The sequence below is a fragment of the Sporomusa sp. genome (assembly GCF_057736855.1).
In genome coordinates this window covers 6,791-33,126 of sequence record NZ_JBYKYF010000001.1, presented here as the reverse complement: position 1 = coordinate 33,126, position 26,336 = coordinate 6,791, and the positions used below count along the sequence as shown (strand labels likewise).

The 26,336-nt window shown below is 43.3% G+C and carries 25 protein-coding genes; 19 read left to right on the top strand and 6 right to left on the bottom strand.

The genetic code is table 11. The features are described 5' to 3' along the window. Window positions 1-27: 27 nt before the first annotated feature. On the top strand, window positions 28-507 hold the full coding sequence (locus AC29Z1_RS00150) for a hypothetical protein (RefSeq protein WP_488269427.1): 480 nt from the start codon (window positions 28-30) through the stop codon (window positions 505-507). Between the two features lie 49 nt (window positions 508-556). On the opposite strand, the gene gltS is transcribed toward AC29Z1_RS00150, so the two are convergent. Then, entirely contained in the window at window positions 557-1,783 is a 1,227-nt protein-coding gene (gene gltS, locus AC29Z1_RS00145; protein WP_488269426.1) for a sodium/glutamate symporter, read from the bottom strand. A 344-nt stretch (window positions 1,784-2,127) separates the two neighbouring features. Between gltS and AC29Z1_RS00140 the strand changes: the two genes are divergently transcribed. The 4 genes from AC29Z1_RS00140 to AC29Z1_RS00125 are packed head-to-tail and all read left to right on the top strand — an operon-like array spanning window position 2,128 to window position 4,641. After that, window positions 2,128-2,622, top strand: coding sequence for a hypothetical protein (locus AC29Z1_RS00140; RefSeq protein WP_488269425.1), 495 nt, complete (start codon window positions 2,128-2,130; stop codon window positions 2,620-2,622). A 20-nt stretch (window positions 2,623-2,642) separates the two neighbouring features. After that, complete coding sequence (locus AC29Z1_RS00135; RefSeq protein ID WP_488269424.1) at window positions 2,643-3,221, top strand: hypothetical protein; 579 nt, start codon at window positions 2,643-2,645, stop codon at window positions 3,219-3,221. A 22-nt stretch (window positions 3,222-3,243) separates the two neighbouring features. Further along, on the top strand, window positions 3,244-4,071 hold the full coding sequence (locus tag AC29Z1_RS00130) for a polysaccharide deacetylase family protein (RefSeq protein WP_488269423.1): 828 nt from the start codon (window positions 3,244-3,246) through the stop codon (window positions 4,069-4,071). Window positions 4,072-4,104: 33 nt separating this feature from the next. Next, window positions 4,105-4,641, top strand: a complete 537-nt coding sequence (locus AC29Z1_RS00125; RefSeq protein WP_488269422.1) for a pyruvate kinase alpha/beta domain-containing protein — start codon at window positions 4,105-4,107, stop codon at window positions 4,639-4,641. A gap of 99 nt (window positions 4,642-4,740) precedes the next feature. Here the strand turns inward: AC29Z1_RS00125 and AC29Z1_RS00120 are convergent, their stop codons facing one another. Beyond that, window positions 4,741-5,493: an exodeoxyribonuclease III gene (locus AC29Z1_RS00120; RefSeq protein ID WP_488269421.1), complete on the bottom strand. Its 753-nt coding sequence runs from the start codon at window positions 5,491-5,493 to the stop codon at window positions 4,741-4,743. A 214-nt stretch (window positions 5,494-5,707) separates the two neighbouring features. Here AC29Z1_RS00120 and AC29Z1_RS00115 point away from each other — a divergent pair, with 214 nt between their 5' ends. After that, the gene (locus tag AC29Z1_RS00115; RefSeq protein WP_488269420.1) at window positions 5,708-6,685 is read left to right on the top strand and encodes a diaminopimelate dehydrogenase; all 978 of its coding nucleotides are present in this window, start codon (window positions 5,708-5,710) and stop codon (window positions 6,683-6,685) included. A 112-nt stretch (window positions 6,686-6,797) separates the two neighbouring features. On the opposite strand, the gene AC29Z1_RS00110 is transcribed toward AC29Z1_RS00115, so the two are convergent. Together AC29Z1_RS00110 and garD are read right to left on the bottom strand one after the other, a co-directional pair. Beyond that, a complete protein-coding gene (locus tag AC29Z1_RS00110; RefSeq protein WP_488269419.1) occupies window positions 6,798-7,928 on the bottom strand; it encodes a PrpR N-terminal domain-containing protein in 1,131 nt (376 codons plus the stop codon). 125 nt (window positions 7,929-8,053) lie between these two features. After that, window positions 8,054-9,574, bottom strand: coding sequence for a galactarate dehydratase (garD, locus tag AC29Z1_RS00105; protein WP_488269418.1), 1,521 nt, complete (start codon window positions 9,572-9,574; stop codon window positions 8,054-8,056). Window positions 9,575-9,805: 231 nt separating this feature from the next. On the opposite strand from garD, the gene AC29Z1_RS00100 reads away from it, so the two are divergent. From AC29Z1_RS00100 to AC29Z1_RS00050, 11 genes are all read left to right on the top strand, one after another. After that, on the top strand, window positions 9,806-11,713 hold the full coding sequence (locus tag AC29Z1_RS00100) for a sigma 54-interacting transcriptional regulator (RefSeq protein ID WP_488269417.1): 1,908 nt from the start codon (window positions 9,806-9,808) through the stop codon (window positions 11,711-11,713). 83 nt (window positions 11,714-11,796) lie between these two features. Continuing rightward, the gene (locus AC29Z1_RS00095) at window positions 11,797-12,984 is read left to right on the top strand and encodes an MFS transporter (RefSeq protein ID WP_488269416.1); all 1,188 of its coding nucleotides are present in this window, start codon (window positions 11,797-11,799) and stop codon (window positions 12,982-12,984) included. 356 nt (window positions 12,985-13,340) lie between these two features. Further along, window positions 13,341-14,117: a LysM peptidoglycan-binding domain-containing protein gene (locus AC29Z1_RS00090; RefSeq protein WP_488269415.1), complete on the top strand. Its 777-nt coding sequence runs from the start codon at window positions 13,341-13,343 to the stop codon at window positions 14,115-14,117. Between the two features lie 314 nt (window positions 14,118-14,431). Further along, on the top strand, window positions 14,432-15,727 hold the full coding sequence (locus AC29Z1_RS00085) for a dicarboxylate/amino acid:cation symporter (RefSeq protein WP_488269414.1): 1,296 nt from the start codon (window positions 14,432-14,434) through the stop codon (window positions 15,725-15,727). A gap of 333 nt (window positions 15,728-16,060) precedes the next feature. Continuing rightward, window positions 16,061-16,987 (top strand): Na/Pi cotransporter family protein, encoded by a 927-nt coding sequence (locus AC29Z1_RS00080; RefSeq protein ID WP_488269413.1) that lies wholly within the window; start codon window positions 16,061-16,063, stop codon window positions 16,985-16,987. 322 nt (window positions 16,988-17,309) lie between these two features. Next, window positions 17,310-18,671, top strand: a complete 1,362-nt coding sequence (gene dcuC / locus AC29Z1_RS00075) for a C4-dicarboxylate transporter DcuC (protein WP_488269412.1) — start codon at window positions 17,310-17,312, stop codon at window positions 18,669-18,671. A gap of 252 nt (window positions 18,672-18,923) precedes the next feature. Further along, window positions 18,924-19,520: an ECF transporter S component gene (locus AC29Z1_RS00070; RefSeq protein ID WP_488269411.1), complete on the top strand. Its 597-nt coding sequence runs from the start codon at window positions 18,924-18,926 to the stop codon at window positions 19,518-19,520. 56 nt (window positions 19,521-19,576) lie between these two features. Next, on the top strand, window positions 19,577-19,705 hold the full coding sequence (locus tag AC29Z1_RS00065; RefSeq protein WP_488269410.1) for a hypothetical protein: 129 nt from the start codon (window positions 19,577-19,579) through the stop codon (window positions 19,703-19,705). Next, the gene (locus AC29Z1_RS00060; protein ID WP_488269409.1) at window positions 19,659-21,053 is read left to right on the top strand and encodes an FMN-binding glutamate synthase family protein; all 1,395 of its coding nucleotides are present in this window, start codon (window positions 19,659-19,661) and stop codon (window positions 21,051-21,053) included. Before AC29Z1_RS00065 ends, AC29Z1_RS00060 begins: the two co-directional genes overlap by 47 nt. Window positions 21,054-21,423: 370 nt before the next feature. Beyond that, window positions 21,424-22,776 (top strand): NADP-specific glutamate dehydrogenase, encoded by a 1,353-nt coding sequence (gene gdhA, locus AC29Z1_RS00055; protein ID WP_488269408.1) that lies wholly within the window; start codon window positions 21,424-21,426, stop codon window positions 22,774-22,776. A 207-nt stretch (window positions 22,777-22,983) separates the two neighbouring features. Next, entirely contained in the window at window positions 22,984-23,478 is a 495-nt protein-coding gene (locus AC29Z1_RS00050) for a GNAT family N-acetyltransferase (protein WP_488269407.1), read from the top strand. Here the strand turns inward: AC29Z1_RS00050 and AC29Z1_RS00045 are convergent. After that, the gene (locus tag AC29Z1_RS00045) at window positions 23,475-24,044 is read right to left on the bottom strand and encodes a xanthine phosphoribosyltransferase (protein WP_488269406.1); all 570 of its coding nucleotides are present in this window, start codon (window positions 24,042-24,044) and stop codon (window positions 23,475-23,477) included. The genes AC29Z1_RS00050 and AC29Z1_RS00045 overlap by 4 nt on opposite strands. 377 nt (window positions 24,045-24,421) lie before the next feature. Here AC29Z1_RS00045 and AC29Z1_RS00040 point away from each other — a divergent pair, with 377 nt between their 5' ends. Continuing rightward, a complete protein-coding gene (locus tag AC29Z1_RS00040; RefSeq protein WP_488269405.1) occupies window positions 24,422-25,078 on the top strand; it encodes an HAD family hydrolase in 657 nt (218 codons plus the stop codon). Window positions 25,079-25,139: 61 nt separating this feature from the next. Continuing rightward, window positions 25,140-25,844 (top strand): 3D domain-containing protein, encoded by a 705-nt coding sequence (locus AC29Z1_RS00035; RefSeq protein WP_488269404.1) that lies wholly within the window; start codon window positions 25,140-25,142, stop codon window positions 25,842-25,844. Window positions 25,845-26,005: 161 nt separating this feature from the next. Here AC29Z1_RS00035 and AC29Z1_RS00030 read toward each other — a convergent pair. Further along, on the bottom strand, window positions 26,006-26,336 hold a 331-nt coding region (locus AC29Z1_RS00030), incomplete at its 5' end, for a YitT family protein (RefSeq protein WP_488269403.1).

Here is a 26,336-nt window from a genome sequence, read left to right as displayed (position 1 = left end):
ATTCACAAATCATAATGGAGGCATGTTATGAAAATATGTAAGGAAAACTACCGAAATGTATTGGGAGCTATACCTCTTGCCGGAATTACTGCGCTTATTTTGCTAGCTGGTGTTGGCCAAACAGCCACAGAACGTTATCTGCAGTCACATCTAAGTCACAAAATCATCATAGAAGATAACCAGCGTATGGCGGCCTATCAGGCACTTAAAGCACGGGTGGAAGCTTATCGGTGTGCCTTTGTGGAACGGGATTATGAAACTATGTACCGGTTATCCAGCTTTAAAGGGCCCCAACCCAGTTTGGCTGAATATCGCCAGTTGCGTGATGCCGGCCATGGTTTTCAGATCCAGGTAGCGGTGCGGGATATTTCAGTACATGGTGACAAAGGCCGGGCTGAGCTCGAACTAGTATTGAGCCATCCTGCCATTGGGACTAATAAGAGCTTTCACAGACAAGAATGGGAATTGCTAGACGATACTTGGTACAAAGTGGATTACGGAATGTAAAAAGGATAGAGTCATTGACTCTATCCTTTTACCTAATTCGTTGAATTTCTTAGCGGAGCCAACCGGCCATACCAGTGATTATCAGAGCATTGGCAAAGTCAATCAAGAAGGCACCAACCAAGGATACGATCATAAGCGCCCGTGGCGAAGGACCGTACTTTTCAGTTAATGCAGCCATGTTTACTAATGCGTTAGGAGTAGCACCCATACCGAAGCCGACCATACCAACAGACAGGTGGACAGCACTGTAGTTGCGACCCATGATGTAGTAAACTGCCAACCAGCAGAAGAAGAACATGAGGATACACTGACCAATTAGAATGATCAACAGCGGAAGTGCAAGGTTAATGAGTTCCCAAAGTTTAAGACCATTAATTGCCATTGTGAGATACACAGCGAGTGAAATATCGGAAATGACTTCAAGCGCACTGCCGTTAATTTTGTAAGACTTGGAGAAATCCCCAATATTACGAATGACTGCAGCAGCAATCATGGCACCGATATAGGCAGGAAGTGTAATACCCGCTTTGGTGAGATAGAAGCTGACCACAGAGCCAAGACCCATAGCAAGTACTACCCAACCGAGAGTTTGCATGAAGGGTTCGCCGTTGAAGACTTCTTCTTCTTCAGCAAGCATGCTGTCGTCTCCATCAGTAGGAGCACCATGCAGTTTAGGTGTTGGAATGTTGTTTCTGTTAATCAGCCATTCACCGAACGGTCCGCCCATTAAGCTGCCGGCAACCATACCGAAAGTTGCACAGGCTACAGCGGCAGCGGTAGCTCCTTGTACACCCCACTCTTCAAAGAGCGGTCCAAAGGCGCCACCGGTTCCCAGACCACCCATCAGGGTTACTGCACCGCTGATGATGCCTAAGAGTGGATCAATACCGGTAAGTTTAGCAAGGAAAATGCCGAGAACGTTTTGTGCTACAGCCAGTACAACTGCTAACAGGAAGAAGATTATTAACGGCATGCCGCCTTTCTTCAGTAGCGTTAAACTGGCACCCATACCGATGGTACAGAAGAACATAATCATAAGAGCTGTCTGCATTGTGCCATCCAACTCAAACCCGAGAATTCCCTGGGTGCGCAGGAAAGTGGAAATTGCAGCAAAGATCAAACCGCCGATAACTGGGCCTGGGATGCTAAGCCGCATAAGGATAGGCACGCGACGTCTGATAAAAGTACCAATGAAATACATTACGAGGGCTAAAGCGACTGTTTGGATCATGTTTAGTTTGTAGACTAAAAGACCTGCAACAATTTTTGATTCCATAATTAACCTCCTTATTTTTTGTTAAATAATGTTCCCACAATATGGTTTCATTATTCTGTCTTTCATTATAATCGTATCTCTAAAAAAACTACAAAAAACGACTAAATGTTATATTTGAAAATACTGATAAATCTATAATGTCAATAAATACTGTCTACTGTATACATGAAATTAATTTCAGTTGTACATACCTCTGATAATTTCATTGTAAATAATGGAGTGTTTGTAAACTGCGGCTACACTATTTGCGAGACTCTCCTACTTTGGTTCCTTATTGTAGTAAATGGTTTCGATGTACGAAGCGTGTTATAATATACATATATATAGTAAGGTTGGGGGAATGTATGGTAAGTTCGTGGAAAAGCTTTTTAGCTGGCGCCCTGACTATGTTGGTATTTGGTATCATCGGTTATCTGTTTTTTGCGGGTACAGAACCAAGGGCTGTTCCTGAGCAAAAATCTACAGATACCGTTATCCCGTCAAATATCATTAGCATTACCCCGTTGCCGCCGTTGTTGATTCTTCGCGGGACTGAGGTGCCTTTTGAAGGAAAGGTGGAACTGCGTCAAGCGATTGCCGGAAAAGCGGCTCAAAACATATCGATTGTCAACTTTCAAGCCAGTGGTGAACAGGCCCAGAAATCGAGTATTAAGATTGTATGGGAAAATGGTGAAATTGAGCATGTTTATCCCGGGACAAAAAATAAACAGTTCTCACCTGAGCGGCGGGCTGCGGAGATTTATGTAATAGGCTATAGTATGCGGGAACGGCGAGTTTTTCAGGATTCGCCCCGTAAGGGTACTTTAACCTGGGAAATTCGTTATGAACCTTTTCAATAATAAACTGTGGAGCTGGTGGGATGATTATTCATGGTAGAAGCCTAGTTGCAAGGATAATATTACTTGTTGTTATTTTCGCTACGGTTTCCAATGGTTATGCGATAACCCCATCCAGAGTGGCTGTTTTGCCACCCATCAATACGGCGGGCCATCGCAATCAAGCAGATATTCAAATACTTCAGGATACTATCAAAAAACCATTTAAATTTCCTTATTACGAATTGATACCTGATGACGTCGTTGCTGAAGCTGTTAGGACCCTGACGGATAAACAGGAAACATTATCTGAGGAAAAAATCCTGTCAGCGATGGCTAGTACATTGGATGCTGATATTGTCATTGTTGTTGAATTAAACAGAGCTAGTCAGTACCGGTTTTCTTCTTTTAATTTGGATGAGACGTATGTTACATCAGATATAGCGGTTAAGTGCTATGTGTATTCAGCGGCAACACAACAGTATCATATGCTAAAAGCAAGCAGAGATTCGGTTGAGGGGGAGAGTATTCATACCAATCCGGAAGTAATTTTTAAAGAGCTTGCGGAAGAAATACTCACTAAGTTACCCTACAAACGTATTCCGCTAAGTACGGCTTCATAATCAAAAATAAGGGGTGGATATTTTGGCAGCCTGGCGACAGTGGATTTGTTTATTGGTAGTAATGATGATATCTATGGCTGCAAATGTTGCGGTTGCACAGTATGTAAATGGGATACCCGTATTGTTATACCATCATGTGAGTGAGGACAAGCATGATTTGTCGCGTCTGACAGTGACACCAGCAGAATTCGAACGCCAGATGGCATTGTTGAAAAATGCAGGTTTTCGGACTATTTCTCCCCAACAGTTTTTAGCATATATGAATCACGAGCCGGTTACGCTGCCGGAGAAGCCGATTCTTATAACCTTTGATGATGGGTATGAAGACAATTATTCCCATGCGTTTCCGATATTACGACAATTTGATTTTCGTGCAGTAATTTTTATGGTTGGAGTTAATGTTGACCGGGATGGTCGGCTTTCAAGCCAACAGATAGAGGAAATGGCTGCATACGGGATTAGTTTTGGCGGCCATTCGATGACCCATCGTGATCTGACAACCTTACAAGGGCAGGAGCTATTGGCTGAAACAAAAGACATAAGAAAAATCTTGCGGAAAGTTACCCATAAGGATGTACTGTTCTTTTCCTATCCTTATGGCTACTACAATCTTGCTACCTGGGAGGCAACGGCTGCCGCCGGATATCAGGCGGCTTTCACCGTACTGCCCGGACTAAACCACCCTGATAGAGACAATGTGTATTTATTACGACGTATACCGATATATGACACGACTGATTTTAGTGCTTTATTTATGCTGTTAGATGCAAATCAACCCAAGACTAAGTTGCTGGAGTATTCACCTGAATACCGTAGCCCCACTTGCGGCCTGACGGCATCCAATCAGTAGGATAGATACATTAATTCTGTAAGGAGTGATAATATGTATTGGAAGTCTTCGGGAGAGGCTCACACTGAAAAAACTGTGGAATTGGCGGTAGCCAGGGCCAAGGAACTTGGCATACATTCGATTGTGGTAGCCTCCTGCAGCGGCAAAACAGCCGAACTGCTCAGCGGCAAAGTAGACAATGTGGTGTGTGTTACCCATGTCAACGGTTTTGAACAACCGGGACAAAATGAAATGACACCGCAGATGCGTAACAAGCTGGCCGAGCAAAAGATTAAACTCTTGACAACTACCCATGTCTTATCAGGCGCCGAACGGGGTATTAGCCGGAAATTCGGCGGGGTATATCCGGTGGAGATTATCGCCCATACTCTGAGGATGTTCGGGCAGGGGGTCAAGGTCTGCGTCGAAATTGCTGTTATGGCTCTGGACGCCGGGCTGATTCCCTATGGGGAAGATATCATTGCGATTGGTGGAACAGGGCAAGGAGCAGATACAGCGATTGTTATTCGGCCTGCTCATGCCGCTAATATTTTTGACACCAATATTTTAGAAATTATTTGTAAACCATAGAATTAATAATAATGATGGGAGGTGCTGTTAATTCAGCACCTCCCATTTTAACAGGGGTATTGCAGGAAATTTCTGGGTTACCATACTGCTGCTTACTTGTTAGAAGATTTCCAGTCCGACAGGACAGTGATCACTGCCCGTGATTTCAGAATAGATAGTGGCATCTTTGATGAATTCTTTTAGTCGACTGGACACGATAAAGTAGTCAATACGCCAGCCAATATTGCGTGCTCTTGCATTGGTCATATAGGACCACCAAGTATAGGCATCGGTTTTATCAGGATATAGAAAGCGGAAGGTATCGATAAATCCAGACTGTAACAGGATGGTCATTTTTTCTCTCTCTTCGTCGGTAAAACCAGCGTTTCTTCGGTTGGAATTTGGGTTTTTAATATCAATTTCCTGGTGAGCGACGTTAAGGTCACCGCAAATAATGACCGGTTTTACTTGATCAAGTTGTAGCAGATAGGCGCGGAAATCATCTTCCCAGCGTGTACGGTAATTGAGGCGCATAAGCTCGCGCTGGGAGTTAGGTGTATAGACATTGACCAAATAGAATTGCTCAAACTCGAGTGTGATTATGCGACCTTCCTGATCATGTTCTTCAATATTCATGCCATAAGTAACGGTTAACGGCTTGATCCGGGTAAAAACAGCAGTGCCAGAGTATCCCTTTTTTACAGCACTATTCCAATATTGGTCATAACCGTCAAGCACAAGTTCGGTCTGACTTTGTTGCATCTTGGTTTCTTGGACACAAAAAATATCAGCATTGATAGCATGAAAAAAGTCAATAAACCCTTTGGACAGACAGGCTCTAAGACCGTTTACATTCCATGATATTAGCTTCATAATAACCTCTTTTTTGCATTTTCAGGATAAATGGACATCTTTTTTGATAATTCGCTACAGGCTGCGTGTTCTCCTGCCAGGCTATGCCTGTTCTATAAGAAGGTATTGCCTATTGTTTGTCGAAATAAATTTACTCTTAACAAAAAATAGCTTTGTATAGCAAACTTCTGCTCTTGGGAAGCAGACATAATTATAGCCATATTAGGAGGTAACTATGAATCAGAAGATACGTATTGGAATTGTCGGCTATGGAAATTTGGGAAAAGGTGTAGAGCTAGCTGTTCCGCAAAATCCGGACATGGAATTGGTAGCTGTTTTTTCCCGGCGCAGGCTTGAGAAAACTTTGAGCGGCGTGCCGGCAGTGTTGGTAGATGAAGCCGAAAATTATCAGAGTAAAATTGATGTTATGGTGCTGTGCGGTGGCTCGGCTACCGACCTCATGGAACAAGGACCACAATTGTCAGCCTTATTTCATACGGTTGATAGTTTTGATACGCATGCAAAAATTCCCGAATACTATACCGCTATGGACCAAACTGCCAAAAAGTCAGGTAAAGTGGCTGCGATTTCGGTGGGATGGGATCCGGGCTTATTTTCACTTAACCGTTTGCTAGCCAGTGCAGTTTTGCCACAAGGGGAGAATTATACGTTTTGGGGGAAAGGGGTTAGTCAAGGCCACTCAGATGCTATTCGTCGTATACCGGGGGTGAAAGAGGCTAAGCAGTATACTATTCCGAAACAGGAGGCCATTGAAGCTGTCCGTTCCGGCAAGCAATTGGTAAGCAAATCGAATGAGGTACATATTCGTGATTGTTATGTTGTTGCCGAGCCTGGGGCTGATCTGGCGGCCATTGAGAAAGCAATAAAGACCATGCCGCATTATTTTGCTGATTACGAAACCCATGTTACTTTTCTGTCAGAAGAGGAGTTTGCGGCTAAGCATGCGGGGATTCCTCATGGCGGCTTTGTCTTCCGTACTGGTCAAACCAACCCTGGAGTTAACCATGTTCTCGAATTTGCCTTGAAACTTGATAGCAATCCTGAGTTTACTGCCAGTGTGCTGACGGCCTATGCCCGTGCGGTCTATCGCCTTGCCCGACATGGATTTAGCGGAGCTTGTACGGTATTTGATATTCCGTTTGGTTGGTTATCGCCCAAATCAGCCGAGGAGCTGCAGAAAGAACTTTTATGATGTTATAATTAGAGCAACTCCCTTGTTTGAGCCGCAGGCTAAAAGCGGAAAACAAGAAGTGGCTGCCGCCAGTAAGCGGTAGCCACTTTCACTATCTGATCCCAATCAATGGCTATTTATTGGCCATCTTCATTAAATTTTCGCCGACTTTGCGCAGTCCATTCACCATTTGGGCGATGTCTTGGGCTGCTCGGGCCTGTTCATGGATAATGACATTGCTTTGTTCGACGTTTTGCAGTACCTTGTTTACAGAAGCGCGAAATTTATCCAGTGTTTGACCGATATGTTGGGCCGATTGATGGCTTTCACTTGCTAGTTTGCGTACCTCTTCGGCAACGACGGAAAACCCTCTGCCATATTCGCCGGCACGTGCCGCTTCAATGGCTGCGTTTAATCCCAGGAGATTGCTTTGGTTGGCTACCCGGCGAATAATTTCTAATATTTCGGTTGTTTTATCTACTTCTTGTGCGGCACTTTGCGTAATAGTTGTGGTTTCCTGACTGGTAGCCGCAAATTCCTGGGATGCGGCAGTTAATTCTTGAATTGCAGCCGCTGCCTGCTCGAGCTTAGCATGCATTTCTACTACATAATGATGAATTTGCTGCGCCTTTTCACTTTCGCGTTTTCGCTCAGATTCTCGTGCTTCAGCAATGTTTATAGCTTCTTCCAGAGTTTGATTGATGGCCGCTGTTCCGGAATCCAGGAATTCGGCTGCCAGCCCGCTAGCCTTGGCTATTTCCACACCAGCTCGGTCACCCACGATTCCTTTAACTCCTAAGAGTGTAAGGTTTTTAATGGTTTCTTCCAAATCGCTTCTGTTATGCCAGGGACGCAGATACATTTCAATATCTCCTAGGACAAGATCCCGGGCGTAATCACCGATAACATTTCCTTTGGCAACAATTCCGACTTTTTTGATTCCATTTGCTGCAAGCCGGTTGGTGGGGATTAGGATATCATCGATAGATGCAGTAATCTCAACGATAGTTTTATTGGTCGCCTTTTTTAGATCTTCAGCAGTTCCGCCACGGGAGATAATGATTTCTATTTCATTGAGAGAGCGGGCGATTGCCAGAGCTTGCTCATTGTCGGCGACGCGAATAGGTATAGTGATTCCCCGGGCGTTAAGAGCTTTTTGGGCGATATCAGCAATGGTTTGTGAAGGCGCAATAAATAAAATGGCTTGTTCTAAAGACGATGCGGCACTTGTAGCAAAAAACTCAGAAGCTGTTGTAATGCTCAACTCTGCACATCCTTTATTATTATTATTATTGTAGTGTAACCCTCATATCCGAGGATAAGAGTGTTACACATATGATGTTACTTTCTATTGTAACATTACTCATAATAAAGAACAATGTGAGTAAATCAGGTTACTGGCGCAGGATTAAACAAGCAGAGATCATTGTGAAGGCCCCAATGATCGGCCCAAGTTTGCTTGCGGCCGCTGGCAACGTCTAATATAAGGCGGAAAATTTCCCAACCTACTTCTTCAATAGTAGCTTCGCCGGTAGCAATACTTCCGGCATTTACATCCATAATATCAGGCCATTGTTCTGTTAATGAATTGCGGGTGGATACTTTGATTACTGGTGCCATTGCCAAGCCATACGGGGTTCCGCGACCAGTAGTAAAGACTTGTACATGGATGCCTGAAGCTAGTTGTAAGGTTCCACAGATAAAATCACTGGCCGGTGTCGCAGCATAAATCAGACCTTTTTGCGTAGCCTTTTCGCCAGGTGACAACACGCCATGAATGGCGCTTGTTCCAGATTTTGCGATAGAACCAAGGGCTTTTTCGACAATATTAGCTAGACCGCCTTTTTTGTTGCCAGGAGCTGGATTGGCGCTGCGGTCGGCTTCGCCTAAGGCTAGATATCGGTCATAATATTTCATTTCACGTATCAGCGCACGGCCCACTTCTTCATTTACAGCCCGCGGAGTAAGCAAATGAATAGCATCTCGGACTTCAGTAACTTCGGAAAACATGACAGTTGCCCCCGCGCGTACCAGTAAATCTGCGGCATAGCCTACGGCCGGATTAGCGGTAACACCGGAAAAGGCATCACTGCCGCCGCACTGTAGACCAATAACCAGATCGGAAACCGGGCAAGTAACACGCTTACGCTGATTTAATTTTATTAACCGTTCTTCTGCCATGTTAAGAATTGCGTCAACCATTTTACTGAACCCTTGCTGCTCTTGTAGTACCAGGATATTGGATTTGTCAGGGATAACTTGTTCTGGCAGCAGTTTTTCACACCCTAAACCAACTACCATGACTTGCCCACCAAAGTTCGGGTGAAGGGCCAGGTTGCGTATGGTGCGAATGGGGACAACAGCCTCTGGGGCATTAATGGCCACACCACAGCCGTAATTATGATTTACGGCCACTACATCATCCACATTAGGATATTTAGGCAAGAGCTCAGCTTTGATCTTTTTGACTGCATAATTGACAACCCCGGCAACACATTGCACGCTGGTAATGATACCAAGCAGGTTTTTAGTAGCGACACTGCCATCTTCGTTGCGGAAGCCTTCGAAAGTATAGCCTCCCAGCGGGGGCAGAGCCGCGGGGACTTTGGTGGCCAGCGGCAATTCATCTAGTTCAGGAGGCGTGGGTAATACTACCAAAGATTCTTCAATCCAGCTGCCTTTGGCAATAGGGCGAACGGCATAGCCAATAATTTCACCATAACGGATAATGGCTTCTCCTTGTGCCAGGTCAGTCAAAGCCACTTTATGGCCTTGGGGAACATGCTCTTTTAGTACAAGACCGCAGGGAAATACTGTGCCTTCAGGCAATCCGCCGGTATTAACAATGATGGCGACATTGTCTGCTGCGTGTACCTTGATGTACAGCGGTGTTTCTTTGAAAGTAGACATAGCGAAATTCTCCTTTTACAAGTATTGAATATTTAGATAATTTTACTTTGTTAGCGAAAAGTTTTAAAATTTTGTTTTTCTGCTACAACTATTCCCTGCAATAATTATGCCAAATGAGAAATGCTGCAATTTCGGGCATGGTAAAGCAAGTAATACAACAAGTGTTGTTGTTTTGTTGCAAAAGTTGCGTTAGAATGATAATAATACGTATTTTTAACAAGGAGTTGCAGTATGGCTAAAATAGCATTTATTGCTCCTGATAAACAATTGTTTTTGCAAGGGCAGAAGATCATACGCGAACTTGGAATAGTAAACCGTGTGGATATCTATTTAGCAAGATTAAAACGGGCTATTCGCCTAGCTAAAAGGTTAGAGCAGCAAAATGTTTCGGTTATCATCAGCCGGGGCGGTACAGCCAGTGTTATTATTAAATCAAACATTCAAATTCCGGTTGTTGAAATCCCGATTAGCGGCCAGGACTTAGCGCATGCTTTTTATGAAGCTAAGAAAATTACTGCGTTGCCTCGTCCTAAATTGGCGATGGTAGCTTTTGATAACATGATTTATGATATTGAAAGTCTTTCGGCGATACTGGGCATCAATTTGACCATTTATCGACTGGAGACAAGTGATGATATTCCTATCACCATCGAAAAAGTTGCTAAATCTGATGCCGACATTGTTGCTGGTGGTATAAAAACAGTGACCTTAGCAGCCAAAAAAGGCCTAAAAAGCATTTTAATCCGGTCTGGGGAATTTTCCATCAGAACGGCTTTTGCTGAAGCTGAGAAGATTATTTTGGCAAGGAAAATGGAAAAAGAACAAGCACAAAAATTTATTGCCTTAGCAGATTATTCATTGGAAGGTATCATTAGTATTAATCAACAGAAAATAGTGGAGGTTTTTAATCCGGCTGCCGAGAAACTGCTGAAAATTTCTGCCAGGGAGATTGTCGGAAAACCCATTGATCAGGTTTTAAGCGGTATGGAGGTAGACCTTTGTTTTACCAATCAGAAACATATTACCGGTCAAACTATGCAATATGGCAGCAGTTGGATTACCTATAACATTGCGCCTGTACTTGTTGACGGACAGCTAACAGGGGCAATCATTACGTTTCAAGATATTACGCACATTCAGGAACTTGAGGCCAAAATTCGTAATCAGGTGGTAGCCAGAAGATTTGTTGCTAAATATCGGTTTGACGATATTATCGGCAATTCGCCGCAGATAACAGAAACAAAACGAATTGCCAGGGAGATGGCCCAGGTCGATAATGCCACAGTATTGATTTTTGGCGAATCAGGAACTGGTAAGGAGTTGTTTGCGCAAAGTATCCATAATGAAAGTTGCCGCAGACACGGGCCGTTTGTTGCTGTTAACTGCGCAGCATTACCGGCAAATTTATTAGAAAGTGAGCTATTTGGCTATGTGGAAGGGGCTTTTACTGGTGCGACGAAAAAGGGGAAGCCGGGACTGTTTGAAATGGCTCATCGTGGCACAATTTTCCTTGACGAAATATCGGAAATGGATAAGTATGGGCAGAGCCGCCTGCTAAGAGTGTTGCAGGAACGCCAGGTAATGCGGCTGGGGGATGATAAATATATTCCGATAGATGTCAGGATTATCGCGGCCACCAATAAAAATTTGGCTAAATTGGTTAAAGAAGGGCAATTTCGCCAAGATTTGTTTTATCGGTTTAAAGTATTGACCTTGAACTTGACGCCGCTAAGGAAAAGGAGCGGTGATGTTGTGTGTTTGGCACAGTATTTTGCTCAGCGGTTTATGGCCAAATACAATAAACAAGTGGAAATAGTACCGGCCGTATACCGGTATTTAGAGAAGTATGACTGGCCGGGAAACGTTCGGGAATTAATGTATTTTATGGAGCGTTTAATTATTATTTGCAGCGAGCAGCGAATAACTGTCGATGTAGTGAACCAATACTGGGATGATCGGGAGGATATTACCCCAGATACTACCGTGACTGTTATGAGACCAGAAGTAGCCGCCATTGTAGCTGCTTTAGAAAAATGCAATTCCAATATTTCACGCACAGCGCAAATGCTCGGTATTGATCGCAGTACCTTGTATCGTAAACTCAAAGCTTATAATATTGAAGTCAAAAAAACTTACTAATTACTGGGGTAACCAGATGGAGATTTTCTGGCTACCAACAGGGAAAATAGGTGTATCAATGGATTATGAAGGGAGTCCTGTAGTTGAATTGGCGTAAGAATCTTTGGACATTAGCTTTGGCTGTGATGCTGTCGGGTGCCAGCTATACCATGCTGGTACCTTTTTTGCCTTTATATCTTTTGGATATTGGCGCAAGTCCGGAGAATGTAAATGTGTGGTCAGGACTGGTGCTTTCCAGTTCCTTTTTGTTGTCAGCGATGTTGGCTCCATATTGGGGGCGGTGTGCTGACAAAAGCGGACGGCGACGCATGCTGCTGCGTGCGGGCTTTAGTTTGGCTGTTGTATATTTTTTGGGGTTCTTGGTAAGAAACCCCATGGATTTGTTAATTGTTAGACTGCTGCAAGGGGTTGCCAGCGGTTTTGTGCCGGCAGCTATGGCCATTGTAGCGGCTTCTACGCCAAGCCAGCATATGGGATTTAGCCTGGGAATTATGCAAACAACATTGCTGATTGGCGGTATTATTGGTCCTTTGCTGGGAGGAAGCTTGTCGCATATTTTTGGTATGCGATTTTCTTTTGTTATTGCCGCGGCGATTATTTTTGGGGGAACCGTTATGGCTGGACTGGTGGTGAAAGAACCGGAGCATAACGTAACTGCTGTACAAGACGGCAGTATGCTGGATGATTTGAGGACCGCATTGGCTAATCGTGAGTTAGTTCAACTGCTGTGTCTGCTGTTTGCAGTGCAAACTGTCGCTATGTTGTTGCAGCCATTAATTGCGCTATATATCGCTGAGTTGCAGGGAAAGGTCGAAGGGGCTGCATTGACAGCCGGAATTGTTTACAGCTTGGCGGGCATTGCCGGTGCCATCGCTGCACCGTTATGGGGACGCATTGGCCAGTGGCTGGGTTTTATCAAAGTCTTAATTATTGCTTTTTTAGGTGCCGGTTTGTTTAGTTTTACACAATATTTCACAACCACTATTTGCCAGTTTTGTGTACTGCAATTCTTGTATGGGTTATTTGTTGTTGGTGTGTTTCCTGCTATTAACACCATTGCTGTTTCTTGCACAGATTCGGATTTTCGGGGGCGAGTATTTGGTCTGACGACAACAGCCAACCACCTTGGTTCGATGACTGGGCCACTTATTGGCGGGGTGATTAGTTCCTGGATCGGCATTCAGCCGGTTTTCCTCGTTACTGGCGGGGTACTTGTGGTGTTAGGCGGGGTGGTTTTTTTTGAACTGGCACAAACGGGAAAAAGTGCGTAATTGCCTTAATGCCGCAGGGGAAAAAAGCTAGAATTACGGGCACTGCCTAAAAAATATCGATAAGTCGAATGGATCGAACAAATTAAATTTTAGGCACAGGTTACTTATTAAGAAAGTCGCTAATACGGAATGCACCCAAGAATCGTTAGGGTGGTGTAGCCCGAAGGTCGCTGCCGTTGTCATGTCTATAGGAGAATATTAATTTCAATTTACTCTCTTGACTACAGGAAGCAGTTCGTTTTTTCTCTAAAAAAGTTAAATATTGGGGTATTTTCTAATAAAATTATAAAATTGGTAGTTCATAATACAATCATAAGTTCAGAAAAAAATGGTAATGAGAGGATGGTTGATGGATTATGAATAATAGAAAAAAGTGGTATATGGCACTTGGCATTGCTGCCATGCTTACGGTCAATGGTATTGCTATGGCTGCAGTTACTGCCGACCAGAAAGATACAGCCGATGGTAACCGGCACCAAATTACCTGCAAGGCAGATAAACGGGACATGAAAGGTTTTAAAGAAAACCATAGTAAGCTACTGGCTTTTCTTAAAATCGATGAAACCAATTTCCGAGCCGCCATAAAGGAGGGCAAAACCTTAGCGACTATTGCGAAAGAGCAGGGAATATCTGAGCAGTCACTCAAAAATTTCTTAACAGAACAAATCACTAAGCGACTTGACGAAGGGGTCAAATCAGGTAAGCTGACGAAAGAACAAGCTGAGAAAATGAAGGCCGATATCCCTTCGCGGGTAGCGGACATGATCAACGGGAAAATGCCAATGCATAGGGGACCAGGGCATATGAAAGGGCATGCGCCGTTTGATAATCCTCAACTCTTAGCACTGCTCAATATTGATGCCGAAACTCTCAAAACTGAGCTGAAGGCCGGAAAAACATTAGTAACTATTGCTAAGGAACATGGTGTGTCTGAACAACAATTGAAAGATCTTATCATTGAAGAAATGACTAAGCGAATTGAAAAAGGAGTACAGGAAGGCCGACTGTCGCCAGAACAAGCTGAAAAAATGAAGGGAAGTATGGCTCAACATGTGGATGACATGATAAACGGCAAAGGTCCTATGCACGAAGGCCATGGTCCTAGGCCTGGACATAAAGGACAGCCTGAATAATAGGTGAATGAGTACTTGCAGTATGCGCTGCAAGTACTTTCTTTTTATTTATCTCTGCATATGTGTATTGTATATTGTATATTTATTCCAAATATATGTAAATTTAAGGAGTTTTTACGTATAATGGAAATGCGTGCACAAAAAGGATTAATCTGTGGGATTAATTTGTGATTAGTACTTTAGTTTCTAAGCTGGGAGAGCCTAATGGACAACAGGCAGATTGGTTCCCAGCAAAATAAAAATAGAAGGGGGAGTCGGAAAATATTGTCTGGCTAGTTGGATTTCAGAATTAAGAAATGGTAGGGGGGATAAGTATGAAGCAACATCAAAAACTTTTGCTAGGTTTTATTTTGGGCGTTATTAGTGGGTTATTTGCTTATTATGTTTTACCGACGAAAGAGTACCCGTTTATGAAAACTTTCAGCGAAATATGCACACTTACTGGTGCTGTTTTTCTTAAACTCATTTTTATGGTGGTTATTCCGCTGTTAGTTTCAGCTTTGATGCTGGGGGTTTATGAATTAGGAAAAGGACGTGGGTTGGGGAAGGTTGCTACCACGTCGATTGGGTATACGCTGCTTTTAAGCTTTATAGCAGTACTGGTCGCTGTTGGCTTGACTGGTTTTTTCCAGCCTGGCGCTGGTATTACTATTGATCATGAGGCATTGGCTTCAAATCAGGGTGTTCTTACCATTCAAAAAAATGTTCAGGCAGTACAAAATAAAACATGGTATCAATACATCGTGGAATTGCTGCCGCAAAATCCGCTGGATGCAGCCGTAAGAGCCTTTTCGGGTGAGATTATTGCGTTAATGTTCTTTTCGTTGATTTTTGGCTATGCCCTAAGCTTGGTTGTTAAAGAAGAAAACAATCCATTCATAGGGGTGCTGAATACTGTATTTGCGACTGCTCTTAAAGTTATTGATTTTGCTATGAAATTAGCTCCATTTGGTATTTTTGGCATTGTGTTTAATACCGCCTATAAGTTAGGGGCTGGATTCTTACAAAACTTGGCATTTTACGCTGGCGTTGTTGTTCTTGGTCTTTTGATTCAACAGTTTGTTGTTTATACTGTAGCTCTTAAGTTGTTTGGCAGAGTATCTCCTTGGGAGTTTTTTAAGGCGTGCAAAGAAGTGTATGTCTATGCATTTTCTACGGCTTCCTCAAATGCAACCTTGCCGATAGCGTTAGAAACTGCCGAAAAGGTATTAAAACTGCCGCCCCAAATAGCTCGTTTTGTTTTGACTATTGGTGCTTCGGCCAATCAGAACGGGTCGGCCTTATTCGAAGGGGTAACCGTATTATTTTTGGCACAGGTATATGGTATTAATTTGTCGCTGGAAAGCCAGATTGTAGTGGTACTGATGTCGGTATTGGCTGGTGTAGGTACGGCCGGTGTGCCGGGTGGTTCGCTACCGTTAATTGTGGTACTTATGATCCAAGTAGGTATACCAGCAGAAGGAATTGGTCTGATACTAGGGGTGGACCGCTTCCTTGATATGTGCAGAACCACATTGAATGTGTCTGGAGATTTGGTTATTGCCAGACTGGTTACAACGAGTGTCGGTGGTACTGAGGCATATGGTAATAAACCTGGTATTGGCGCATAATCAATTGAGGAAAGCTATACCATAAGACAAGAGAGATTGCTTTGCTGCCGCTTGCTATGAAGGATCTTACCGATCAGGTGAGTAGGCAATGAAGCAGTCTCTTTACTTATTTTGATATCAAATATAACTTTCTTATATTTTTTTCAGGGTTACTATTATATTGAAGGCTCACAATCACTGCCAATGTGGACGATATGTCTGGGATTTAGGCTTCACTGGCCTAAGGCATGAGTAGCAAAGGAACAGGTTAATAGAAAAATCTTGATTGAATTTCATATCGTACTTTCCCCGGACATATGGTATTAGAGGTAACTATGTCTAGGGGGAGAGAGCATGAACCATGTCTTGCTGGGAATAAGTATGTTATTGGGCGGTATTTTTACCATGCGTTATGGTTTAAAGAAAGCCTTATGGCATCAATTACATGTCGTGCTAACCAGATTGACAAAGACTCCCTGGCGCGGTCTTGTGTTGGGAACCATTGCAGCGGCTTTACTACAGAGCAGTACTACCGTCTGTTTAATCACCATTGGGCTTGTTAGTGCCGACTATATGACGTTTCGTCAAGCGCTGGGGATTGTGCTTGGAGCCAATATCGGCACTTGCTCTACCGTGCAGTTGGTAAATATGGATGTGCCACTGGAGTATTTGTTGCCGTTATTACTGTTTTCCTGTTTATTATGTGTTTTTAAAAAATTAAGATATGTAGGTATAGCGGGTACTGGCCTGCTTAGTATGTTGGTCGGCGTTGATTTGCTGGTTAGCGGTATTTCGGCATTAACGCAGTTTCAGGCTGTAAGTCAGTATTTGATCATGGCCCGGGAGCAGCCTCTGTATGGTATTTGGGGTGGTGTGCTGGCGACATTGGTATTCCAGTCCAGCAGCGCCGCAACTGCACTGTTAATGCTGATGACAGATAGAGGGCTTGTTGATATTCATACTGCCGCTTATGTGGTTTATGGTAACAATATTGGTTCTTGTGTATCTTCTGTTGTTTTTAGTGCAGCTGCACCAGCGGCCGCCAGGCAGGTAGCGCTGTCACACATTTTATTGAATATAGCGGGAGTTGTGTTTTTTTTCCCGGTAACGGGGTTGCTGGTTGCTGCTGCGGGGTGGTGTACCTCTGATGTTAGCGGTCAGGTAGCTGCTATTCATACTTTTTTTAACGTGTTATCTTCGTTGCTTGTACTGCCGTTTTTTGATCGTTTTGCTACTATCATTCTTTGGCTGATTCCAGGTTCTAAACCCCGAGCTAATTAAATAAGATTGACTGCTTGTCATGATGTCATAGTAAGCCTTTTAAAGAAAATCGATTGTTAGTACAAGGAAAATTAACCGGCTTCGCGAATAAATAGCTAGATAATATAAACAGAGCTCAATTAGAAGCCGTATATCGAGAAAATTTTGTTTTGTTTATTTGCGCATGCGCATTCGTAAACAAAATCCAGCAAAATAAGCCTTCCTTTGGAGGATTATTTTGCTGGATTTTATCGTGTAATTAAAGCACATTCTACATCGAAAGGGGGAATTGCTTTTGGGATTTTAGTTAATCAGGCATAATTTTTAATTAGGAGGTAAACTTATGGGAATTGTGATTTCTTTACTTGTTACGTTTTGGGTCGGTTTTTTGATAGTCAAAAAGTATAAACCACAGCCAGTTCTGTTTATGGCTGGTTTAATCCTTATGTTTGCGGGTGTTGCCCTGGGGCTTGGACAAATTTTACCGGAGAAGAGCAGCACTGGTTCGGTATTGTTTGATGCGTTTGAATTTATTAAGCAGACCATGAGTTCACGAGCGGCCGGTCTTGGCCTAAATATTATGGCCGTTGGCGGCTTTGCCCGTTATATGGATCATATAGGTGCCAGTAAGGCCCTTGTTAAGCTTACAATTAGACCGCTGTTGGCATTGCGTTCTCCCTATCTGGTTATGGCTGGTGCGTGGGTGGTTGGTATGTTTTTGGGTCTGTGTATTAACAGCGCTTCCGGTTTGGCCATGCTGCTTATGGTTACCGTTTTCCCCGTACTGATTAGCCTTGGTGTAAGCCGACTATCGGCCACGGCGGTTATTGCCACTACACTCTGTTTGGACTGGAGCCCTAGTGATACGGGGACTATTTTGTCAGCCACTACTGCGGGAATTGATCCAGTTTTATACTGGACTAATTACCAGATTCCCATTGCTATGGTCGTAATACCTATTGTGGCAGTACTGCATTATTTTGTGCAAAAATGGCTTGATAAGCGCGATGGCCATGTTGTTCAGGTAACAGAACTGGCACAAGCAGATACTGACGAGAATACTCCGCCAATGATTTATGCCATATTGCCGGCACTGCCGCTGGTGCTTATTCTGGTTTTTAGCAGTCTGTGGATTAGCTGGATTAAAATGGATATTATTAAGGCCATGTTTATTGGTGTAGCTATTGGTATGATTTTTGAATATATTCGCCACCGGGATGGCAAAAAGGTTTTTGGCGATATCCAATCGTTTTTTGATGGTCTGGGTATGCAAATGGCAAATGTTATTACCTTAATCGTGGCTGGTGAGACTTTTGCCAAGGGACTTATGACCATTGGCACCATTGATTCGATTATTGCTTCTGCCCAGACTTCCGGTTTTGGTGCTGCCGGTATGATTTTGGTAATGGTAGGTATTATTGCGGTTGCTTCTGTGGTTATGGGCTCCGGCAATGCCCCGTTTTTTGCGTTTGCAGCCTTAACCCCGACGGTTGCGGCAAAAATGTCAGTGGCACCAGTGGTTATGTTGCTGCCAATGCATTTTGCCGCAAGTGCTGCCCGGGCAATTTCACCGATTACTGCAGTTATTGTAGTTTCCTCAAGCATGGGGGGCGTGTCGCCGTTTGATTTGGTAAAACGCACGGCTATTCCCATGGTAGGTGCTTTAATTGTAATTATAACTACAAACTTTTTGCTTTTTTATTAAAGGGGTAATAAACAGGCGGTCGCTAGCTGGTTCTGGCGGCCGTCTGTTTTGTCATTATCATCAAAAAATTCCGCCTTTAATTATTGAATAAAAAAACTATATAAAATTTATTTTAAATGTGGTAACATGTAAGCGGGCAAAACTATGCTGCCATGATAGCTGGTATTCATTGGAAACTAGACTGGCAGATGGGTGAGCTCAAAAAATAACGACTTATATCCTGTGAGGAATAAGAACGGAGGTAATGTAAAAATGGAAAAAACCCAATCTTTAAAGTCGGTAAGCAAGTTTGGTGTACGTCAGATTGCCATTATTGGTATGCTGGCCGCTGTCTCAATTATGCTGGGGTTATCAGGTTTTGGTTTTATCCCGCTTCCCACAGCTAAAGCCACTATTATGCAAATCCCGGTTATCATTGGGGCCATTTTAGAAGGGCCGCTGGTCGGTGCCATGATTGGCTTATTATTTGGTTTGTTTAGTATTATTCAGAGTATAACTGCACCTAATATCCTTTCCTTTGCATTTATAAATCCGCTAGTTTCGGTGTTGCCGCGTGTACTCATTGGTGTTACCGCATATTATGCCTATAAGTGGACGCGGAGTAAGCGGGAAGCCGTTCGTATCGGTGTAGGGGCCGTAGTAGGCTCGCTTACTAACACTTTCGGTGTGCTGACCATGATATATGTCTTATATGCTGCTCAATTTGCTGCCGCCCGGGGCATTAGCCTAGAGGCTGCAGCACAGGTGATTTACAGTATTGCCTTAGTAAATGGAGTTCCAGAGGCAATTATTGCCACCGCGATAACGGTACCCATTGTAATGGCGATCAAGAAGCGGCAGAAGAATTAATTCGTGTTGTAATTAAGTCCCCCAGTAGCCTGTGCAGGTTATTGGGGGTTTTGTATTTGTTTTATATATTTGTTGTTTTTACAACAAATATGGATAAAGTGGGTAAACTATCTGAGAGAAAAAACGGAGGTGATACCCATGCTGTTAAGCTGGCTGACGATGAAATTGATGGACCCTATGGCTGATGAGGCCATGGCGAAAATGTTTACCGAGGACTATCCGGATAATCCATTTCTTATGGTAACGGTAGCAGAAAAATTGTCACCACGTGCGATGATAGAGGCCGCCATGCGGGCCGAACTGGGTACTGAGCTAACTAGGCCTTTGGGAAGTCCGATCGTGTTGTCGCCATGGGATAAATTACTGCTTAACCCCAAACAGCTATTTCAATTACCTTACCCTGACTATCAACAGGTCGATACTAAAACCGTGATCGGTCCCACTGCCAAGCGTCCCTTGCAACTAGATATCCCCATTATGATTACAGGCATGTCCTATGGTGGCTCTTTAAGTTTGCCGATAAAAGTGGCCTTAGCCAAAGGGGCTGCCTTGGCTGGAACATCGACAAATACCGGGGAATCGGCAGTAACTGATGAAGAGCGGGAAGCCGCTAAGTATCTGATAGGCCAGTATCACCGTGGCGGTCAATTAAGCGGCCGGGAGCAACTAGGCAGGGTGGACGCGATTGAGATTCAATTAGGACAGGGGGCCTGGGGTGGAGCTGTAGATGAACCGATGAAAGCTGAGAAAATTGGGCGGCACTTGCGGGAAGCGTGGCACCTGGAAGAAGGACAAGGGAACACTGTCTATGCACGAATGCCTGACAAACAAACACAGCAAGACTATATTACGATGGTAAACGAAATGAAAGCCCAATATGATGTGCCAATAGGCGTAAAAATCGCAGGAACTGATTACATTGAATACGAACTGGCGGTTATTGCTCAAACCCAGGCTGATTATATTGTTGTCGATGGTTCAGAAGGTGGTACGGCTGCGTCTAATCCCACCTTACAGGATAATGTAGGTCTACCTACGTTCCATACGCTTGTACGTACTGTGGATTGGTTGGAGGAAAACAATCTTAGATCAAGGTTTAGCCTTATTGTCGCAGGCGGACTAACCACCCCAGGGCATTTTCTTAAAGCATTGGCGTTGGGTGCTGACGCTGTATATATTGGAACCATTGCCCTAATGGCAGCTATGCAGGCGCAGATGCTCAAGACCTTGCCACAGGCTCCGCCTACCCAAATGGCAATGTATACTGGAAAGATGACCGATAAACTTGACGTAGACTTGGCCGCGAATCATTTGGCAAATTTCTTAAAGTCCTGCACTGTGGAAATGCAGCTTGCCGCTCAGGCTGTTGGTAAACAAGCATTAGCAGCCTTAAATCGCAGTGACTTAGTAACCGTAGACCGGGATTTGGCTGAGTTTGCCGGTATTCGTTATGCCGCTAGCCGTAGGCAGTATCCACATTCAATTAATGCAGAAACTGCTCGATACCTACCACAGGAACTGCAATTGCAGTAAAAAGGTAAAATCTGATTTCATAAGAATATATTTATTTACATTAAACATGAATAATAATACAGAAAATTAAGACGCTTTCTTTGTATAAAGCGTCTTAATTTTTTCCATATTCGCCCCCTTTTTTGAAAAAATATACAAAATACATTTTGGTGTCTACTGGACAAAGTGATAAAGTACGTATATATTATACAGTAATTACATTTTTAATAAATAATTATACATAAATTAAAGGGATGATGCGATGGTAAAAATGACATGGGAATTTTGTAAAATGAGATATTTGCATATTTTATGCAAATATCATTGCCTTGACTAAGCCATAGGCAATGTGTTGTGCTTGGTAATATCGAAGCGGAAGAGGGGAATTGAAATGACGATCAATGCAAAAAAGTACTGTGCAGAGTTATATGAACGGGTTGTAAGGAGAAATGCCTGTGAACCGGAATTTCATCAGGCGGTAAAAGAAGTGCTTGAATCCATAACACCTGTGCTGGAAAAACATCCTGAGTATATTACTTTGGGCATTGTGGAAAGCATAGTTGAGCCAGAACGGCAGATTGTATTTAGAGTTCCCTGGGTGGATGATGCCGGCAATGTACAGGTAAATCGAGGATTTAGGGTGCAGTATAATAGTGCGATAGGTCCATATAAGGGTGGGATACGTTTTCATCCTTCGGTATATCAGGGAATTATCAAATTTCTGGCTTTTGAACAAACTTTCAAAAATTCATTGACAGGTTTACCTATTGGCGGTGCTAAAGGTGGCTCTGATTTTGATCCCAAAGGGAAAAGCGACATGGAAATTATGCGGTTTTGCCAAAGTTTTATGACCGAACTTTACCGGCATATTGGGCAAGACGTCGATGTGCCTGCCGGGGACATAGGCGTAGGTGCGCGGGAAATAGGTTATATGTTTGGACAGTACAAACGGATTAGAAATGCGTATGAGGCGGGTGTTTTAACCGGAAAAGGCCTGGTGTATGGTGGGAGCCTGGGAAGAAAGGAAGCTACAGGCTATGGACTTGTATATTTTGTTAATGAAATGATGAAAGAAAAAGGTATGTCAATAGAGGGGAAAACCGTGCTTGTATCCGGCTCCGGTAATGTGGCTATCTATGCTGTAGAAAAAATATATGAGTATGGTGGCAGAGTTGTGGCGGTAAGCGATTCTAACGGTTATGTTTACGATGCTAATGGAATTAATCTGGAGACATTAAAGCAAATTAAAGAAGTTGAACGTAAGCGGATTTATGAATATGTAAAATACCATCCAACTGCAACATATTATGAAGGTTGCTCAGGTATCTGGACCATTCCCTGTGATATCGCACTGCCATGTGCAACCCAAAACGAAATCAATGAAAATGATGCCAAAATACTTGTTCGTAACGGCTGTAAGGTAGTTGCTGAAGGAGCGAATATGCCAACCAATCTGGAGGGAACTAAAGTATTTCTTGAAAATGGGATTCTATTTGGGCCGGCCAAGGCGGCAAACGCTGGTGGAGTTGCGACTTCTGCCTTGGAAATGTCGCAAAATAGTATGCGGCTTTCCTGGAGTTTTGAGGAAGTTGATGCAAAACTCAAAACTCTGATGATTAATATTTATAGAACCGCCAGCCAGGCAGCAGCCGAGTATGGATTAAAGGATAATCTGGTTGCCGGTGCCAATATTGCCGGATTTGTGAAAGTAGCGGAAGCTATGAAAGCTCATGGAATAGTATAAGAATATGCTATACTCTACACATAGCTAAGTCTCATGGCTGATGGAAGTAGCAGGCTGAGCTGACCTGTGGTGTTTCGTTCATATTCTGGTAATATTGTTGCAGCTAAATAAAGGAAAAATACAGTTGCATAACGAAAACAGAGCCATAATTCTCCTGTGCAAAGGAAAAATTATGGCTCTTTATTGGTTGGGTTATGGGGGGAATATATGAAAGATATTAAAATAGTTGATTTGTCAGCAGATAAATTTGAGGAAGCGCTGGCTGTTTTTCAGCGCGGCGGTTGGGATGAAAGTAGCTTGATGTATGTTGAGGCCGAAATGAAAGCATGCCTGAAAGGCGATATTGAAGGATATGTACGGGCCCATTTTGTTACTGCTACTGTGGATGACCGCGTTATCGGTGTAGCGGCTTGGTCACCGTCGATGTGTGCCTTTGCGGTATATGAGTTATCTTGGGCAACCGTTTTACCTGAGTGGCGTCATCGTGGCGTGAATACCCTGATGCTTGAAAAGCGCATAGAACAAATCAAAGCCTATCACGGTCAGGGAAAGTTTACGGTACTGGTGTATACTTGGGTTAATCCGATGTATGCTCGCGCAGGGTTTGTACCAGTGATAGGGGCTAATGGTGAGCGCTTTGTTGACAATAAAGGAAAATGCATGATGCTGGCTCAGTTTATGGCTTGCGAACAGGATGACTAGAGAAAGTTGACATGTCCATTGCTAAATGATTGGATTCGGGCTAACGACTCAACCCGGTAGCCAGCCTCATTTAGTTTTTGAGCGCCAGGCTGAAACGATTTTTCAATGACAATACCGATACCTACTACATGAGCATCTGCTTGTTTCACAATATCTGCCAAGCCGGCAGCCGCTTCACCATTGGCTAAAATGTCATCGATGATTAATACGTTATCACCTTTATGTAAAAACTGTTTGGATACCATAATGGTGTTATATTCTTCCTTCGTATACGAATAGACTTTAGCTGTGTATACATCATCGCTTATTACCTTGGGCTTTTTCTTACGGGCAAAAATGACTGGTACCTTGAGCAGTAAGCCGGTCATCACGGCAATGGCAATGCCGGATGATTCAATGGTTAATATTTTGGTGATCGATTCGCCCTCAAACCGTTTGATGAATTCTTCGCCAATTTTCACCATAAGTTCCGGGTCAATCTGCTGGTTTAAAAAAGAGTCAACTTTTATTAATGAATCATTAATAATTTGGCCATCGGTCTGAATTCTTTGTTTTAATAACTCCATAATAGCCTCCTAAATGTGTGTGATTTACGTTAATACTCATTTGCTTTTTAGACCTTTAGCTTTTATAATGGGACCGTTATGCAGCTAGTCAACCTTTAGTAAACAAATATAAAAAGACCCTACAGGGAAACTCTGCTTACCGAAAATATGAGCGAAACTTCGGCCAGGCCTTTATAGGGTAGCAGGTCATCAATGGGATTTACGGTTGCCGGCAGTAACCAGCGGCAAATGTTCCCAAAGTATGCGAGTAATGTATATTGTAGTATTGTAGCAAGCTTGTTATTGGCTTGTCAATAAATCATGGAACAAATCCGATATAGGGAATTTCCGATAACTTACATTTCTAAAATCAATTGTTAACTAGGAGTCGTTACACTATGAGCTATCAAGTAATTTTGTTTGATTTGGATGGAACACTTACTGATCCCAAGGTTGGTATTACTAAATCAGTCCAATATGCATTAAAAAAGTTTGGTATTTATGAGCCTGACCTAGATACACTCATTCCGTTTATTGGTCCACCGCTAGTCGAATCTTTTCAAGAGTTTTATGCGCTCACTCACGAACAAGCTAATACGGCAGTGAGCTATTATCGTGAATACTTTACTAAGGCAGGTATGTTTGAAAATGCTGTGTATCCGGGAATTAAAGAAATGCTTGCCAAGCTAACTGCTGAAGGTAAACAGCTTATTGTTGCTACTTCTAAGCCAACGGTTTTTTCTGAACAGATTATTGCGCATTTTGGTATGAGTAAATTTTTTAGTCTCATTGTGGGCAGCAATCTTGATGGTTCCCGTATCAATAAGACAGAGATTATTGAGTATATTTTAGCTACTCTGCCGAAAGTTGCTAGGAAAAAGGTTGTAATGGTGGGAGACCGCAAACATGATATTATTGGAGCCAATAATAACCAAATTGATTCGATTGGAGTTACTTATGGTTATGGTGGGTATGCAGAACTTAAGCAAGCGAAACCTACTTATATTGTTTCCACAGTGAATGACTTAGAACAATGCTTGTTAAAAACTGTTTAGCATTGAAACTGTCTTTTGGCAAAAACTATAAGTAATCATTCGGGAAAAGGAGGGCATTTAATTGAAGCACAAGGCGCATGGCAAACGAAAATCGTTGCGGCGCAGACTCAAACGTATGGCAGCTGCAGCCGCGGTCGCCGGTGTTGCGTTAGTATCATCCGCATTCCTGCCGGGAATATCTGCCACAGCCCATGCCTCAGCCGCTCCCCATGCAGCCCCGCGGTCTGACACTGCTGGGCACTCAGTAAAAGTGCCAAAAGGCAAGTTTAACGTGCAGACAGAGAGCAAGACTCCGCTGAAAAAGCTGGCCAGAAAGCAGGCCAAGGCAGCAGAACACAGCCAACAAGCTCACCCGCATGGGCAACAAGCTATGACCGAAAATGCGGCGGTGTCTAAGAAAGTTGCTAAACAGGTTCAGGCTACTCCGGCGGCTACAAAGCCAGCCACAAACATTCCTGAAACATATCAAGATGTTTTGCATGTTAAAGCCACGGCTTATGCGCCTGGGCCTCATGATAACGGGCGGTGGGGCAATAAAACCCATATGGGTACTACTGTCCGTCCGGGCATTATTGCTGTAGATCCGAATGTTATCCCGCTGGGTTCACGCGTATATATTGAATATCCTGACGGTACTGGCCACTATGCGGTGGCTGAAGATACCGGAGGGGCAATCAAAGGCAACCGGATTGATATTGCTATGGATTCGGTAGATAAAGCTTACGATTTTGGCATAAAAAATGTGAAGGTATATGTTATTGGCTGAGAACACCATGAGAAATTAAATGCCGCAATCGACAACGTTCCGAGTTGTCGATTGCGGCGTTTTTCTCCTGAGTTGATTTTTAAACAACATTTGGTGTAAGATGAATGTTGCGATCTGCCAGTCCTATGGGGACTTAGCACAACCAAGTTTTTAACATAACCTCAGTGGATCGATTTCTTTTTTAAATTGCCGCCCATGACATCATGCACTTCGCTGATGGATACAAAGGCGTTTTCGTCTTTTTCTTCTACGATTGTTTTGAGTTTGGCAATTTCCAGCCTAGTAATAACTGAATAGAGAACTTTTTTGGGGGCGCCAGTATAGCCGCCCTCCCCTTGGAGGATGGTTACGCCCCGGCCTAGGCGAGCCATGAGGGCAGAGGCAATTTCATTCGGATTATCAGAGATGATAAAAACACCTTTAGATTCATCTAGCCCTTGTGTGGTTAGGTCAATAACCTTAAAGATGACAAAGTACGTAATCAGTGAGTAC

What these genes read in the sequence shown, in the direction of transcription:
- AC29Z1_RS00150 (WP_488269427.1), top strand. Translation starts at nt 28, where the DNA reads ATGAAAATATGTAAGGAAAACTACCGAAATGTATTGGGAGCTATACCT.
- gltS (WP_488269426.1), bottom strand. Translation starts at nt 1,783, where the DNA reads ATGGAATCAAAAATTGTTGCAGGTCTTTTAGTCTACAAACTAAACATG.
- AC29Z1_RS00140 (WP_488269425.1), top strand. Translation starts at nt 2,128, where the DNA reads ATGGTAAGTTCGTGGAAAAGCTTTTTAGCTGGCGCCCTGACTATGTTG.
- AC29Z1_RS00135 (WP_488269424.1), top strand. Translation starts at nt 2,643, where the DNA reads ATGATTATTCATGGTAGAAGCCTAGTTGCAAGGATAATATTACTTGTT.
- AC29Z1_RS00125 (WP_488269422.1), top strand. Translation starts at nt 4,105, where the DNA reads ATGTATTGGAAGTCTTCGGGAGAGGCTCACACTGAAAAAACTGTGGAA.
- AC29Z1_RS00120 (WP_488269421.1), bottom strand. Translation starts at nt 5,493, where the DNA reads ATGAAGCTAATATCATGGAATGTAAACGGTCTTAGAGCCTGTCTGTCC.
- AC29Z1_RS00115 (WP_488269420.1), top strand. Translation starts at nt 5,708, where the DNA reads ATGAATCAGAAGATACGTATTGGAATTGTCGGCTATGGAAATTTGGGA.
- garD (WP_488269418.1), bottom strand. Translation starts at nt 9,574, where the DNA reads ATGTCTACTTTCAAAGAAACACCGCTGTACATCAAGGTACACGCAGCA.
- AC29Z1_RS00100 (WP_488269417.1), top strand. Translation starts at nt 9,806, where the DNA reads ATGGCTAAAATAGCATTTATTGCTCCTGATAAACAATTGTTTTTGCAA.
- AC29Z1_RS00090 (WP_488269415.1), top strand. Translation starts at nt 13,341, where the DNA reads ATGAATAATAGAAAAAAGTGGTATATGGCACTTGGCATTGCTGCCATG.
- AC29Z1_RS00085 (WP_488269414.1), top strand. Translation starts at nt 14,432, where the DNA reads ATGAAGCAACATCAAAAACTTTTGCTAGGTTTTATTTTGGGCGTTATT.
- AC29Z1_RS00080 (WP_488269413.1), top strand. Translation starts at nt 16,061, where the DNA reads ATGAACCATGTCTTGCTGGGAATAAGTATGTTATTGGGCGGTATTTTT.
- dcuC (WP_488269412.1), top strand. Translation starts at nt 17,310, where the DNA reads ATGGGAATTGTGATTTCTTTACTTGTTACGTTTTGGGTCGGTTTTTTG.
- AC29Z1_RS00070 (WP_488269411.1), top strand. Translation starts at nt 18,924, where the DNA reads ATGGAAAAAACCCAATCTTTAAAGTCGGTAAGCAAGTTTGGTGTACGT.
- AC29Z1_RS00060 (WP_488269409.1), top strand. Translation starts at nt 19,659, where the DNA reads ATGCTGTTAAGCTGGCTGACGATGAAATTGATGGACCCTATGGCTGAT.
- gdhA (WP_488269408.1), top strand. Translation starts at nt 21,424, where the DNA reads ATGACGATCAATGCAAAAAAGTACTGTGCAGAGTTATATGAACGGGTT.
- AC29Z1_RS00050 (WP_488269407.1), top strand. Translation starts at nt 22,984, where the DNA reads ATGAAAGATATTAAAATAGTTGATTTGTCAGCAGATAAATTTGAGGAA.
- AC29Z1_RS00045 (WP_488269406.1), bottom strand. Translation starts at nt 24,044, where the DNA reads ATGGAGTTATTAAAACAAAGAATTCAGACCGATGGCCAAATTATTAAT.
- AC29Z1_RS00040 (WP_488269405.1), top strand. Translation starts at nt 24,422, where the DNA reads ATGAGCTATCAAGTAATTTTGTTTGATTTGGATGGAACACTTACTGAT.